15 protein-coding genes are annotated in these 14,578 nt (G+C 50.4%); 3 read left to right on the top strand and 12 right to left on the bottom strand.

The features are described from left to right. Window positions 1-36: 36 nt before the first annotated feature. From XMA152_RS04125 to XMA152_RS04115, 3 genes are read right to left on the bottom strand one after another with little or no spacing between them, the layout of a single operon-like run. Window positions 37-582 carry a YggT family protein gene (locus XMA152_RS04125; protein ID WP_173480068.1) on the bottom strand — a complete coding sequence of 182 codons (546 nt, stop codon included), beginning with the start codon at window positions 580-582 and terminating at the stop codon, window positions 37-39. A 60-nt stretch (window positions 583-642) separates the two neighbouring features. Then, window positions 643-1,467, bottom strand: coding sequence for a pyrroline-5-carboxylate reductase (proC, locus tag XMA152_RS04120; protein ID WP_173480069.1), 825 nt, complete (start codon window positions 1,465-1,467; stop codon window positions 643-645). Window positions 1,468-1,483: 16 nt separating this feature from the next. Next, the gene (locus XMA152_RS04115; RefSeq protein ID WP_173482792.1) at window positions 1,484-2,176 is read right to left on the bottom strand and encodes a YggS family pyridoxal phosphate-dependent enzyme; all 693 of its coding nucleotides are present in this window, start codon (window positions 2,174-2,176) and stop codon (window positions 1,484-1,486) included. A 55-nt stretch (window positions 2,177-2,231) separates the two neighbouring features. Between XMA152_RS04115 and XMA152_RS04110 the strand changes: the two genes are divergently transcribed. Beyond that, window positions 2,232-3,266, top strand: a complete 1,035-nt coding sequence (locus XMA152_RS04110) for a type IV pilus twitching motility protein PilT (RefSeq protein WP_173482831.1) — start codon at window positions 2,232-2,234, stop codon at window positions 3,264-3,266. A 12-nt stretch (window positions 3,267-3,278) separates the two neighbouring features. Next, a complete protein-coding gene (locus XMA152_RS04105) occupies window positions 3,279-4,412 on the top strand; it encodes a PilT/PilU family type 4a pilus ATPase (protein WP_173480071.1) in 1,134 nt (377 codons plus the stop codon). Window positions 4,413-4,473: 61 nt separating this feature from the next. Here XMA152_RS04105 and XMA152_RS04100 read toward each other — a convergent pair whose 3' ends face one another. The 9 genes from XMA152_RS04100 to metK all read right to left on the bottom strand — a co-directional run bounded on the left by XMA152_RS04100 (window position 4,474) and on the right by metK (window position 12,334). Next, window positions 4,474-5,751, bottom strand: coding sequence for a dihydroorotase (locus tag XMA152_RS04100; protein WP_173480072.1), 1,278 nt, complete (start codon window positions 5,749-5,751; stop codon window positions 4,474-4,476). A gap of 3 nt (window positions 5,752-5,754) precedes the next feature. After that, entirely contained in the window at window positions 5,755-6,759 is a 1,005-nt protein-coding gene (locus XMA152_RS04095) for an aspartate carbamoyltransferase catalytic subunit (RefSeq protein WP_173480073.1), read from the bottom strand. Between the two features lie 12 nt (window positions 6,760-6,771). Continuing rightward, window positions 6,772-7,284, bottom strand: coding sequence for a bifunctional pyr operon transcriptional regulator/uracil phosphoribosyltransferase PyrR (pyrR, locus tag XMA152_RS04090; protein ID WP_173480074.1), 513 nt, complete (start codon window positions 7,282-7,284; stop codon window positions 6,772-6,774). Then, complete coding sequence (gene ruvX / locus XMA152_RS04085; RefSeq protein WP_173482791.1) at window positions 7,274-7,741, bottom strand: Holliday junction resolvase RuvX; 468 nt, start codon at window positions 7,739-7,741, stop codon at window positions 7,274-7,276. The genes pyrR and ruvX overlap by 11 nt, the downstream gene beginning before the upstream one ends. 10 nt (window positions 7,742-7,751) lie before the next feature. Next, the gene (locus XMA152_RS04080) at window positions 7,752-8,315 is read right to left on the bottom strand and encodes a YqgE/AlgH family protein (RefSeq protein ID WP_173482790.1); all 564 of its coding nucleotides are present in this window, start codon (window positions 8,313-8,315) and stop codon (window positions 7,752-7,754) included. 65 nt (window positions 8,316-8,380) lie between these two features. Then, entirely contained in the window at window positions 8,381-9,331 is a 951-nt protein-coding gene (locus XMA152_RS04075; RefSeq protein WP_173480077.1) for an energy transducer TonB, read from the bottom strand. Then, window positions 9,328-10,281: a glutathione synthase gene (gene gshB, locus XMA152_RS04070; protein WP_173480078.1), complete on the bottom strand. Its 954-nt coding sequence runs from the start codon at window positions 10,279-10,281 to the stop codon at window positions 9,328-9,330. Before gshB ends, XMA152_RS04075 begins: the two co-directional genes overlap by 4 nt. Before the next feature lie 12 nt (window positions 10,282-10,293). After that, on the bottom strand, window positions 10,294-11,025 hold the full coding sequence (locus XMA152_RS04065; RefSeq protein ID WP_173482789.1) for a 16S rRNA (uracil(1498)-N(3))-methyltransferase: 732 nt from the start codon (window positions 11,023-11,025) through the stop codon (window positions 10,294-10,296). Between the two features lie 118 nt (window positions 11,026-11,143). After that, window positions 11,144-12,334: a methionine adenosyltransferase gene (gene metK, locus XMA152_RS04060; protein ID WP_173480080.1), complete on the bottom strand. Its 1,191-nt coding sequence runs from the start codon at window positions 12,332-12,334 to the stop codon at window positions 11,144-11,146. 229 nt (window positions 12,335-12,563) lie between these two features. On the opposite strand from metK, the gene tkt reads away from it, so the two are divergent. Continuing rightward, complete coding sequence (gene tkt, locus XMA152_RS04055; protein ID WP_173480081.1) at window positions 12,564-14,558, top strand: transketolase; 1,995 nt, start codon at window positions 12,564-12,566, stop codon at window positions 14,556-14,558. The last annotated feature ends 20 nt before the right edge of the window (window positions 14,559-14,578 follow it).

Raw genomic sequence — 14,578 nt, 5'->3', positions numbered from 1 at the left:
GAAACAGTATTTAATTCTAGCAAACCACGGGTTCAGTTACATGACCAGACGAGTGATTTGAGATTGTAGAATTTGAATCACTAAAAAGATCAAAATCGGTGATAGATCCAGACCGCCAATAGGTGGAATGACTTTGCGCGCCAAGGAGAACACGGGCTCTGTGATCTGCATGATGAGCTGTGGACCAGGGTGGTAGCTGTTTGGGGCTACCCAGGAGAGAATCACAGACCCAATAACAGCCCAAAAGTAGATGGTGAGAATGCCATCAAGCACCCCGAATAGGCCAAACAGTGCCGCGCCCAACATGTTGGGGATGTTGCCCTGTGTAAAGAATATAATCGCGACAACAACAGCCACTTTAACTGCGAAGGCTAATACCAACGGGGAGATGTCTAAACGCCCAATTCTTGGAACCAGTTTCTGCAGTGGAGCCAAAGGAACTTGGGTAAAGCGAACCACCGATTGAGAGATCGGATTGTAATAGTCAGCGCCACTCGCCTGCAGTAAAAAACGCAGAAGCAGAATAAATGCAAAAACTTCACCAATCGTTCGAATGATTAATGTCAGTGTATCGCCAGCCATGTTCAATCCTATAGTTCGCTTAATGATGACAAGTGTTTAAGAGTAGCTGTTTTGCAGCCATTAGTCTTTACCGAGTTGCTCACTCATCTCTGCTGCACGGTTCTTGCAGGCGGTCATTGCTCGTAACACAACCTCGCCCAGTTGATCCTGTTCGAAGCTGTTAATCGCTTGCTCAGTGGTACCGCCTGGGGAGGTGACATTTTTTCGCAACTGGGCCGGTTCAATCCCAGTTTGAGCGGCCATCTCTGCAGCCCCTTTGGCGGTTTGAATGGTTAGTTGACGCGCCGCTTCAGGACTCATGCCGAGCGCTTGTGCCGCTTCAATCATCTTCTCCATCATTAGGAAGAAGTAAGCAGGGCCTGACCCCGAAACTGCAGTTACCTGATCGATGCCCTCTTCAGTATCACACCAGGTAGCAATGCCGACCGCTTCTGCAATTGAAGAGGCTTGAGCTTTCTGCTCATCACTCACTCTAGGGTTGGCAAACAGGCCGCTGGCGCCTAATTTGAGTAGAGATGGCGTGTTCGGCATTGAACGAATCACGGCCAGTTCACCGCCGGCCCAACGCTCCAAAGAGTCGCAGCTTATGCCTGCTGCCACAGAGATTAACAGCGGTTTACGCTGTTGCAGTGTGGGTGCTAACTCAGTCAGTGTATCGCGCATCATCTGCGGCTTAACGGAGATTACAACAATTTCCGAAGCGTTAATCGCGAGATGGTTATCGGTCGTTGTGTGAACGCCACGCTCAGCGAAACTTGCCAACTTATCGAGCTGGCGACGTGTGGCCCATAGCTTGTCGACGGGGTATCCCGTTGCAATTAAGCCCTCAAGGATTGCACCGGCCATGTTGCCTGTACCAATAAATGCGATAGATGGCTGTGCCACACTTTTCTCCTAAAAATTATTTGTTGTAGTTGCGTGGGCCGAATAGAGCCGTACCAATACGAACGATGGTTGCGCCCTCTTCAATGGCGGCATCCAGATCACCCGACATGCCCATTGATAGGGTATCCAGACTGGGTATCGTTTGTTTGATCTCTTCAAACAGAGTTCTCACCTGACAAAAACGCTCTTTTTGTAGTTCAACATCCTCAGTCGCTTCTGGTATAGCCATTAAACCACGTAAGTTTATTTTGGGGAGTTCGGCAATCTGTTTGGCGAGCTCGAGCGCTTCATCTGGAAGGCAGCCAGATTTGCTCTCTTCACAGCTAATATTAACCTGCAAGCAGATGTTTAAGTCCTCGGCATAGTAAGGCCGTTGTGCTGACAGACGTTGTGCGATTTTCAGTCTATCGACACTATGGACCCAGGCAAATTGCTCTGCGATTGGCTTCGTTTTGTTGGATTGAATGGGGCCAATAAAGTGCCATTCGAGATTAAGGGGCTCAAGAGCGGATATTTTATCCAGCGCCTCTTGCAGATAATTTTCACCGAAAGCACGTTGCCCTAAGCGAGCCAGTTCGACGACCTCATCCACACTGCGGGTCTTACTGACGGCTAGTAGGCATACCTCTTTTTCAGAACGGTTTGACTCAGCGCAGGCTTTTTCTATCTCGGATCTCACCTTTTTCAGGCTCTCTGCTATGCTAGTCATATGTGTCACTACTCATGAGGTTGATGCGGTCGTTTCCGCTAGGGTGAACTCAATTATGGATATTACCGAACTTTTAGCCTTTGCTGTACAGCAAGGAGCATCCGATCTGCACATAACGGCGGGTATGCCGCCGTTGATCCGTGTCGACGGTGATGTGCGTCGCATCAAACTGCCATCGATGGATCATAAACAGGTCCATGGGTTGCTGTATGACATTATGAATGACAAGCAGCGTAAAGAGTACGAAGAGAAGTTAGAAGTCGATTTCTCCTTTGAAGTACCTCAGCTGGCGCGTTTTCGTGTTAATGGTTTTGTTCAAAACCGCGGAGCGGCAGCGGTATTTCGTACCATCCCCAGTAAAGTGCTGACTATGGATGATCTTGGCATGGGTAAGGTCTTCCAGCAGCTCTCCGACCAGCCAAAAGGGCTGGTTCTAGTGACAGGACCAACCGGTTCCGGTAAGTCGACCACGCTGGCAGCGATGATCGATTACATCAATGACTCTCGATCTGAGCATATATTGACGATTGAGGATCCCATCGAATTTGTACACGAGAGTAAAAAGTGTCTGATTAACCAGCGTGAGGTGCATCGAGATACCCTTGGATTTGATGCGGCACTGCGTTCGGCGCTGCGTGAAGACCCCGATGTCATCCTAGTGGGTGAGATGCGTGACCTAGAGACCATTCGTCTTGCGTTGACTGCAGCAGAGACTGGACACTTAGTTTTCGGCACTCTGCATACCACCTCGGCAGCGAAAACCATTGACCGTATCATCGATGTCTTTCCAGCCGCAGAGAAAGATATGGTCCGTTCAATGCTCTCTGAATCGCTGCAGGGCGTTATCTCTCAATCCCTTTTGAAGAAGACAGGCGGCGGTCGAGTCGCAGCTCACGAGATCATGATCGGGACATCTGCCATACGTAACCTGATTCGGGAAGATAAAGTGGCTCAGATGTATTCAGCCATTCAGACGGGTTCCCAGGTGGGTATGAAGACCTTGGATCAGGCCCTTTTAGAGCTGGTTCAAAAAGGCTTTATCACGCCAGAGCAAGCGGCTGCTCGCGCTAAAGACCCTTCGATATTTTAAGTGAGGTAACCCGTGGATTTTACACAGCTATTAAAAGTAATGACCGAGCGCGGTGGTTCAGATCTGTTCATCACTGCGGGTGCACCCCCTTCTATCAAGGTGGACGGCACGATCAAGCCACTGACACGTGAGTCGCTCAACTCATCACAATCACGTGCACTGGTTTACAGTACGATGAGTGACAAGCAGCTGGCCGAATTTGAAGCAACCAATGAGTGTAACTTTGCACTGAGTGTGAACGGTATCGGTCGTTTTCGTGTTAGCGCCTATGTGCAACGAAACACGCCGGGAATGGTGCTGCGTTCTATAGCTAACCACATACCGACTATGGAGGAGCTCAAACTTCCTGAGGTGCTTAAAGATCTCTCGATGACGAAGCGTGGTTTGATCCTATTTGTCGGTGGTACCTCTACCGGTAAATCGACCTCTCTGGCATCAATGATTGATTACCGTAATGAGCATGCTGCGGGGCATATCATTACGGTTGAAGACCCCATTGAGTACATTCACCATCATAAAAAGTCGATCGTGACTCAACGTGAAGTGGGGCTTGATACTGAGTCGTTTGAAGTAGCACTGAAAAACACCTTACGTCAGGCACCAGATGTCATCTTGATGGGTGAAATCCGCTCGGCTGAAACCATGGCGTACGCTCTGGCATTCGCTGAGACCGGCCACCTCTGTTTGGCAACGCTTCATGCTAACAATGCGAACCAAGCCCTTGACCGTATCATCTCGTTCTTTGGCCCTGAGCATCATAATCAGATCTGGATGGATCTATCACTTAACTTGAAAGCGATTGTCGCGCAGCAACTGCTGCCCACTGCGGATGGTAAGGGGCGAAGAGCGGCCATTGAAGTGCTAATCAACACGCCGCTGATTCAGGATCTGATTCGCAAAGGTGAGGTGCACGAGATTAAAGATGTCATCAAGAAATCGAGCAATCTTGGCATGCAGACCTTCGATCAGGCACTGTTTGCGCTCTACAAAGAGGGTGTCATCACTTACGAAGTGGCACTGTCCTTTGCTGACTCGTCAAATGATCTGCGTTTGATGATCAAACTCAGTGATGAGGGGGGTAAGCAAGAAGGTGAGGATCTACCGTCATTTACTCTTCAAGATTCAGACGATACTCTGAATCACTGATTGGTCCATAAATAGGCAAAAAAAGACCCAGCATCGGCTGGGTCTTTTCGTTTTCAGACTATTAACTTAAGCGATGTACTGGCTGACCATTGAGTAGAGTCAGTGTCACACGGCCTTTCAGTTCAGTGTTGATGAACGGGGTATTCTTACCACGAGATTTGAGCGTTTCACTGTTGACCGTCCAGGTCGCTTCTGGATCAAAGACACACACATCTGCATCAGCCCCGACTTCGAGAGAGCCGGCTTCGATGCCTAGCACTTTCGCAGGACCCGCTGTCAATTTTTCAATCAGCTGAGGCAGGGCGATCAACTGCTGCTCTACCAACATTAGGCTCAGCGGTAATAGTGTTTCAAGTCCACTAATTCCTGGTTCAGTCGCCGCGAAAGGTGCTTCTTTTGAAATAGCATCCTGAGGCTGATGATCGGAACAGATGGCATCCAGTGTGTCGGTGACTAAGCCTTGACGCAGTCCCGCACGATCCAGCTGCGAACGCAGCGGTGGGATGACATGGAATAGGCTGTTAAAACCATTAACCTCCTCATCTGTCAGAAGCAGGTTGTGAATCGCCACATCAGCGGTCACATTGAGACCTCGTTCACGGGCACTCTGAATTAATAGAACTGACTGAGCACAGGAAAGCTGGCCGAAGTGAGCCCTTACACCGGTCTCTTCAATCAGAATCAAGCAGCGTGATACCTCTATGGTTTCAGCAGCGGAAGGAATGCCGTTCAAGCCAAGACGAGTGGCGGTGGTGCCTTCGTGCATACAACCCTCGGCAGCCAGTGCTCGATCTTCCGCTTGAAACACTACCAACAGGTCATGTGTGGCCGCGTATTCAAGCGCTCTTAGCATTACACGCGAGCTATCGATCGGGTGACGACCGTTAGTGAAACCGATACAGCCTGAGCTCGCCAGTGCATGCAGTGGCGCAAGCTGCTCGCCTTGCATTGACTGTGTCAGCGCTCCTAGCGGTAGCACTCGTGCCATACCGGCATCGGTTGCACGATCTTGTACCAGTTCAGCAACCGCTGTGCTGTCTACGACCGGTTTGGTGTTAGGTGAGGCTACCAGTGTGGTAATGCCGCCAGCAGCGGCAGCGGCAGTCTCGGATGCGATAGTCCCTTTTTGCGTTAAACCTGGTTCACGCAGATGGGTACATAGATCGATGAGACCGGGGCAGACGATCTGTCCTTCAGCATCAAACTCTTCGTCAGCAGAGAAGCCCTCTGGCGCCTCTCCTATGGCGGCGATGCGTCCTTTGACAATGTAGAGGTCATCAATTCGATCTATATTTTGTGCAGGGTCGATAATGCGCCCGCCGGCAATTTTAATCTGCACTGTTTACTCTCCTGCCTCTAATTTTTTTGCTCTCTCCGCAACCTGGCCACTCATCGCCATCGACATAACGGCCATCCTAACGGCAATGCCGTTGGTGACCTGATTCAGTATCACCGATTTAGGTCCGTCAGCTACGGAGGACGCGATTTCAACGCCTCGGTTAATCGGCCCTGGGTGCATAACGATCGCCTCAGGGTGTGCAAAGGCGAGCTTCTCCTCTGATAGGCCATAGAGTTTGAAGAACTCAGACTCGCTCGGTAACAGAGCGGAGGTCATACGCTCTTTTTGCAGACGAAGCATGATGACGACATCGGCATCACGAAGACCCTGTGCCATGTCGGTAAAAACTTTGACCCCAAGCATCTCGACATTACGCGGTAGCAGTGTACGAGGTGCGATCAGACGAATCTCGGGTACACCGAGAATCCTTAAGGCATGAATCTGTGAGCGAGCTACACGCGAATGAAGTATATCGCCGACGATCGCGACTTTTAGATGCTTAAAGCCACCTTTATGGCGACGAATAGTCATCATATCCAGCATCGCTTGGGTCGGGTGTGCGTGACGACCGTCACCGGCATTGATGATGGCGACGTTGGGTGTGACCTGGCTGGCAATGAAGTGAGCCGCACCGCTATCCGAGTGGCGAACGACAAACATATCCGAATGCATCGCTTCCAAGGTCATCAAGGTGTCTTTTAGCGTCTCCCCTTTTTTTGTGGAGCTGGTGCTGATGTTTAAATTCAGAACGTCAGCCGATAGGCGCTTAGCGGCTAGCTCAAAGGTCGACAATGTACGTGTACTGTTCTCAAAAAAGAGGTTGGCCACGGTTTTACCCCGAAGAAGCGGCACCTTTTTAACCTGCTGCTCACTCATATCCACAAAAGAGTCAGCCGTATCTAGCAGTTCTAATAGCAGTGACTCTGGCAGCCCCTCGATATCTAAAAAGTGCTTTAGCTGGCCATCTTCGGTTAGCTGCGCTTGAGTTGGGTCAGGAAAGTTAAACATGTTCGCTTCCTATTATTTGCTACGCTGACTGATGGTCAGTTCAAGGGGAGATGGGCCTGTTAGCTTTACCTGTTGATCGCTTGATAACGTCAGGGTTCCACCGATGACATCAGCTTGAATCGGCAGTTCGCGGCGTTGTAGGTCAATCAGGGTGACCAGTGTCACAGAGGCTGGACGACCAAAATCGAACAGTTCATTGAGCGCGGCTCTAGCTGTGCGACCACTCATTAACACGTCGTCAACCAAGATAATGTTGCGATCTTCGGTTGCGCTTGGCAGCTTTGAAACCCCTACTTTAGGGTTCAATCCAACGCGAGTGAAATCGTCACGATAGAAGGAGATGTCCAGCACCCCCATCTCATCCTGAATCCCCAGGTGTTGGTGAAGACGTTCAGCCAACCAAACACCGCCACTATGAATGCCAATGATGTACGGGTTATCTAAGCCGCGTGTCTCGATTAACTGCTGTGTGCTGTCACACATTCTTGTTAGGAGCTGTTCAGCGTCCAAAGTTTTACTGGTCATAATAGTCCTCAAGCCTTGCATGGCTTGGTATGCGCTGTTCTTGAAGAAACCAACCTTCTAACATCAATTGAGCGGCGATACCGTCGACAGATTCTGCACCGAAATCGGCTGATCCGCCATTCTCAAGATGAATCGATTTAGCCTCTTGAGATGTTAATCGTTCATCAAAAAGAAAGCAGGGTATTTTAGATCGTTCATGCAGGCGGTTGGCGAATTTTCTCGCTCGTCGCGCCATATCACTGATAGTGCCATCCATGTTCAATGGCAGTCCCACAACGATCGTCTTTGGCTGCCATTCAGCAATCATTTTATCGACTAAACTCCAATCGGGGATGCCATCTTTTGCAGCAATTGGATTTAGAGGTTGGGCGGTGGCTGTTAATGACTGACCAAAGGCAACACCAATTCTGCGTAAGCCAAAATCGAATCCCAGTGCGCTCTCAGTTAACTCAGTCATTGGACCTTAATTATGCGTGCCCCGCCTGTGCGGAGATTAGGTTTAGGTCGACACCCAGAGTAGACGCTGCGGATGAGAGTCTAAATTCGGGTTCAACATCGAACAGTATATCTAAATTTGCGGGTGAGCTTAACCATAGGTTCTGACTCATCTCTTCATCGAGCTGCCCCGGTCCCCAGCCCGCATAACCTAAAGCGAACAGATAGTCTTCAGGCCCCTCGCCACGCGAAATGGCCTCTAGAACATCAAGGGATGTGGTTAACGTCAGTTGCTCGGGTAGGTGTAGTGAGGATTTCCAAGCTTGCTCGCCCTGTCTGTGCAGAATAAACCCATGCTCTTCAGAGACCGGTCCGCCTTGGTAAACAGGCTGATAGTTCAAGGGAGAGTTTTCAGGGAGATCGAGCTGATCAAGGATCTCATCCATAGGAATGTCATGCGGCTTATTGACCACAATCCCCATGGCCCCCTCTTCATTGTGCTCACAAAGATAGATGAGGCTGTTGCTAAAGTAGTCACTCTCCAGACTGGGCATAGACATCAAGAAGTGGTGCTTGAGTAGGTTGGCATTACTCATCTCTTTCTCCTTTAACAACGTCGAATCTTTTTACACCCTCAGTGTAAGCTGAAAATGTTTCGATATCAGTACACTTGGGTATTTTTCTCAAATTTCCAAGTGCGAATGATCTCCAGTCGGTCCAGCCGCTGGCGCATCTCATTAGGGAAGGGCTCGAAGGGTGAAGCGCTCCTAACCGTCCGAACGGCGGCATCATCCAGTATTGAGTAGCCAGAACTTTTGAGGATCTCTAACTGCTTGACGCTCCCATCAGCGGCTAAAGTGACTAGCATCTGCAGACTGCCTTCAATGCCCTTGCGTCGCGCTTCGATAGGGTAGTTGAGATTACCTATCGTTTCGATTTTCTGACGCCAGCGCTCTAGATAGAGTGCATCAGCTTTGGCCAAGGTCGAAAGCGAAGTGACACGCCCCGTGCGTGAGCGACTCTCTAATTTTCGCTGCTCATCTTTTAAGCGCGCTTCCAAAGAGGCGATCTCCTCTGACGCTTTAAACAGAGCCGTTGAGTCGCCTGCTAAGGGATTCGAGGCGTTAGTCTGAATGGAATCAGTCTGTTGATTGGCTTTAAGCAGCGCTTGGGTATTGGCTGCTAACAGCTCATTGGTACCCGATTTAGCTTGCTGAGTTTGGTCGTTGACGCCCTCAGCATTCGAAGGAGCTAAGCCCGTTCCGGATTGTGCACTGATCTGTGCCGAGAGTTGGTTGATCTTGTCAGACCTGAACAGCGCAGGCTCAACAACACTCGCCTCTTGGTTTGTTTGTGAATCGCCCTGACCTAATTGCTGGTGCTGTGCCAAATAGGCAGGGTCTATAGGTGCCTGTGGATCCTGATTAATCGCAAAGGTGATCTCTAGTGTTTTAGATGATTGCTCTGTTTTCAGTGCATCAAATCCGACCAAAAGTATGATCAGTGCGTGCAGAGCCAGTGCCAATACCAGCATAAAGCGCAGACGCTCATCGGCATCTGCACACCATGCAGCTAATCGATTGATCGGTTTTGGCGAGGCGGTTAAGTTCATTGCTGAGCGAGTTGCTCCTCGATGCAGTCCATTAACTGCATGCCGATGTCCAAACCGAACTGATCATTGAGTTCACGAATACAGGTCGGGCTGGTGACATTGATCTCGGTTAGGTAGTCACCAATCACATCCAAGCCGACAAATAGAAGCCCTGCTTCGCGCAGTTTGGGCCCCACCTGTGCAGCAATCCAACGATCACGTTCGCTCAGTGGGCGGCCTTCGCCTCGTCCCCCTGCGGCTAGATTACCGCGAGTCTCTCCCTGACTTGGAATGCGTGCCAGTGCATAGTCGATAGGCTCGCCATTGATCATCAATATGCGTTTATCTCCCTCGACAATCTCAGGGATGTAGCGCTGCGCCATAATGGTCTCTTGGCCAAATTTTGTCAGCGTCTCTATCACCACCCCTAGGTTCAAACCATCCTCTTTGATGCGGTAGATAGAGCTGCCACCCATACCATCCAAGGGTTTGAAAATGACGTCCTTATGCTCAGCATGAAAGGCTTTTAATCGCTCCTCTGAACGACTGACCAGTACCGGCGGGCAGCATTGCGGGAAGTGCGTGGCAAATAGTTTTTCGTTGAAATCGCGCAGGCTCTGAGTGCGGTTTACGATAAGCACACCGGCGGCTTCAGCAACCGCCAAAAGATGGGTGGTGTAGATAAATTCATTGTCGAAAGGTGGGTCTTTTCGCATCAATATGACATCGAGCTCTGTTAGCGATAGATCTTGGTAGGCTTCACGTTCGAACCACTTGTTCGGGTTCATATCGACGCTAATCGGCGCCATACGAGCACGAACATCCCCATCTCTTGAGTAGAGATCGGACTGCTCCATATAGTACAGCTCCCACCCTTTCTGCTGCGCTGCCCAGAGCATCGCCAAAGAGCTGTCTTTTTTGTAGTTGATGTCGTCAATAGGGTCCATGACGATGCCCAGTTTAATGCTCATCTCTCTTTCCTTTTATGAGAAGTCACCCCAGAGGTAGTTTAGTACCGATGCCGCTGCGACGGGGGCGGTCTCTGTGCGTAATATTCGACTGCCCAGTAACCAGGGCTTAAATCCTTTTTGCAGTGCCAGCTCGACTTCGCTCTCTTCTAAACCACCTTCCGGTCCAATCAGCAGTGCCACGCTGGAGGGTCTTGGCTCACTGTTGAGCGATGTGAGCTCAAGGTGTGGATGAAGAATCAGTTTTAATTCAGCATCACTCTGTTCGATCCACTCTGTCAGTGACAGAGGAGCGTTTACGCTCATCGGCTTAGCCCGAAAACTCTGTTCGCTGGCGCTGATCGCGATCTGCTGCCAGTGAGCTGATCGCTTCTCTTGGCGATCGGCTGTTAGTTTGACCTCGGAACGATCCGTGAAAAGGGGGGTCAGGCTTTGTACTCCCAACTCTGTCGCTTTTTGCACGGCATAGTCCATGCGTTCACCGCGCGAAAGTCCCTGCCCAATATGAATGTCGATCGGGGATTCGCGATCATTCGGGTCGGCCGCAATGATCCGCACACTGGATTCACGCTTTGCCACGCTCGATAGCTCGGCCTGATAGTCAAAACCATCACCGTTGAATAGTACGAGTTTGAACCCTTGCTTCATACGCAACACTTTCACTAGGTGATTGTGAGCGGCTTCTGGCAGTTCAATTTCTGTTCCGGTGCTCAGTGGTAGGTCTAGGTAGACACGGGGTATTCGCATACTGATTCTCTGGTTACTCTGCCACTGATTATGCCATGACAATTAGGGTGCGTCAGGCTGGATTTAGACACAAAAAAGGGCAGGCTTTCGCCTACCCTTAGCCACTATTAGTTGGCGATTAGACGCCTGCAGCTGATTTTAACGCGTCTGCTTTATCGGTCTTCTCCCATGGGAAGGCCGTGAAGGTGTCATCACCAACGGTCATCTCAAATGGATCACGACCAAAGTGACCGTATGCCGCTGTCTGGCGGTACATAGGGTGCAGTAGATCTAACATGTTTGTGATTGCGTACGGGCGCAGATCAAAGGTCTCGCGAACCAACTCGATGATCTTCTCATCCGAGATCTTGCCAGTGCCGAAGGTGTTGATTGAAACTGAGGTCGGTTCTGCAACACCAATCGCGTAAGAGACTTGAATCTCACAACGATCTGCAAGGCCTGCAGCGACGATATTCTTAGCCACATAGCGACCTGCATACGCTGCTGAACGGTCCACTTTTGATGGATCTTTGCCCGAGAACGCCCCACCACCGTGACGTGCCATGCCGCCGTAGGTATCAACAATGATCTTACGACCCGTCAGACCACAGTCACCGACGGGACCGCCGATAACAAATTTACCGGTTGGGTTGATGTGCAGCTTAGTGCCAGCATGCAGTAGATCAGCTGGCAGAACATGCTTAATGATCAGCTCTTGAACCGCTTCCTGAAGATCTTTCTGGGTGACATCTGGATTGTGTTGCGTCGAAAGAACAACCGCATCAATCGCGACCGGCTTACCGTTTTCGTAACGACAAGTCACCTGAGATTTCGCGTCTGGACGCAACCAAGGCAGCAAGCCTGATTTGCGGGCTTCTGCTTGGCGCTCTACAAGACGATGGGCAAAGGTAATTGGAGCAGGCATTAGAACATCGGTTTCGTTCGACGCGTAGCCGAACATCAAACCCTGGTCACCGGCGCCTTGATCTTCAGGTTTCGCACGATCAACGCCCTGAGCGATATCCACAGACTGTTTACCGATGATGTTGATCACACCACAGGTATCACCATCGTAACCTACATCTGAAGAGGTGTAGCCGATGTCATTAATCACGTCACGAACAAGATCTTCAAGATCAATCCAAGAGGTGGTGCTGATCTCACCAGAGACAATCGCAACCCCGGTTTTCACCATGGTCTCACACGCCACTCGTGCGTACTTGTCCTCTTTTAAAATCGCGTCTAAGACTGCATCAGAGATCTGATCGGCAATCTTATCTGGGTGCCCTTCTGAAACTGATTCAGAGGTGAAAATCGAATATTCGCTCATGAGTAAATCCTATGGGTTAGGTCGAGCCGCACATGCACAGCTCTCAAAATGTGGCAGCCATTGTAACCGGTTAAGAGTCGAGTTCTAAGTAAAAAGAGCTCTTCTTCGATGAAACCTTTGATCATTACCCATGAAATTGAGTCATTTTAGCTAATGTCATTTGAATCTAAGCCCCGTCTGCGAGAGAATTTACTCCTCAATTTTTAATACCCCCCGCAGGAGTAGATTAATGTCATCTCGCCGTGAGTTAGCCAATGCGATCCGCGCATTGAGCATGGATGCTGTTCAGAAAGCCAAATCTGGTCACCCAGGTGCCCCAATGGGAATGGCGGATATTGCCGAAGTACTCTGGAATGAGTTCATGAAGCATAACCCAAGCAACCCTCACTGGTTTGATCGCGACCGTTTCGTACTGTCAAACGGCCACGGTTCGATGCTGATCTATTCCTTGTTGCACCTAACCGGTTACGACGTCAGTGCAGAAGATCTGGCTAACTTCCGCCAACTGCATGCTAAAACGGCGGGTCACCCAGAGTATGGTTACTGCCCAGGCGTAGAGACGACGACTGGGCCTTTGGGGCAAGGTATCACTAACGCCGTTGGTATGGCTGTCGCTGAGAAGACACTAGCGGCTCAATTCAACCGCCCAGGCCATGAGATTATCGACCACCACACCTACGCATTCATGGGTGATGGCTGTCTGATGGAGGGTATCTCACACGAAGCTTGTTCACTAGCGGGTACTCTGGGTCTTGGCAAACTGATCGCATTTTGGGATGACAACGGCATCTCGATTGACGGTGAGGTTGAAGGTTGGTTCAGCGATGACACGCCTGCACGTTTTGAATCTTACGGCTGGCAGGTGATTCGTGGCGTTGATGGTCACGATGCGGAACAGATCATTGCTGCTGTTGAAGCAGCTCAAGCGAACGAAGATCAGCCAACGTTGATCTGCTGTAAAACAATCATCGGCTTTGGTGCGCCAAACAAGCAGGGCAAAGAGGATTGTCACGGTGCACCTTTAGGTGACGACGAGATCGCTTTGGCTCGCCAAGAGTTGAACTGGCCACACGCCCCATTTGAGATCCCAGAAGAGATCGCAGAGGGTTGGGATGCACGTGAAGCGGGCAGTGTTCTTGAAAACGAGTGGAACGAACGCCTTGCAGAGTACTCTGAAGCCTTCCCTGAGCTTGCAGCGGAGTTGATGCGTCGCCTGTCAGGTGAGTTGCCTGCCGATTTCTCTGAAAAAGCGGATGCTTGGATTGCAGAAGTAGCTGAAAAGGGTGAGACCATCGCGTCTCGTAAGGCTTCGCAAAACGCTCTTAACTCACTAGGACCTATCCTGCCAGAGTTCTTAGGTGGTTCTGCCGACCTAGCAGGTTCTAACCTGACACTGTGGTCTGGCTCTAAAGCAATTAGCGCTGATGATGCGAGCGGTAACTACCTACACTACGGTGTGCGTGAGTTTGGTATGAGTGCGATCATGAACGGCATCGCACTGCACGGTGGTTTCATCCCATACGGTGCGACCTTCCTAATCTTTATGGAGTACGCTCGTAACGCGGTTCGTATGGCGGCTCTGATGAAGCAGCGCGCTATCTTTGTTTACACTCACGACTCTATCGGTTTGGGTGAAGATGGTCCTACTCACCAACCGGTTGAGCAGGTAGCTAGCCTGCGTATGACGCCTAACATGGAGACATGGCGCCCTTGTGACGCGGTTGAATCCGCTGTGGCTTGGCGTAACGCGGTTGAGCGTGCCGATGGTCCAAGTTCATTGATCTTCTCGCGTCAGAATTTGCCGCACCAATCTCGCAGTGGTGATCAGATCGCAGCGATCTCTAAAGGTGGCTACATCTTGCAAGATTGTGCCGGCACACCGGATCTAATCCTAATCGCGACAGGTTCTGAAGTTGAGTTGGCTATGGCATCAGCCGAAGCACTGACAGCAGAAGGCAAAGCGGTTCGCGTAGTCTCTATGCCATCAACTGATCGTTTTGATGCTCAGACTGCTGAGTACAAAGAGTCTGTTCTACCGGCTGCGGTTACAGCTCGTGTAGCGATTGAGGCGGGTATTGCAGACTTCTGGTACAAGTACGTTGGCTTTGGTGGCGCGATTGTTGGTATGGAATCCTTTGGTGAATCTGCACCGGCTGGCGAGCTCTTCAAGCACTTCGGCTTCACGGTAGAGAATGTTAAACAGAAGGCGCTAGCCCTCGTTTAAGTTGATCACGCTGGTTTTTA

Source organism: Marinobacterium sp. xm-a-152 (assembly GCF_013282965.1).
Classification (GTDB): domain Bacteria; phylum Pseudomonadota; class Gammaproteobacteria; order Pseudomonadales; family Balneatricaceae; genus Marinobacterium_E.
The sequence above is the reverse complement of the archived record's forward strand: the minus strand, read 5'-3'. Positions and strand labels throughout refer to the sequence as shown.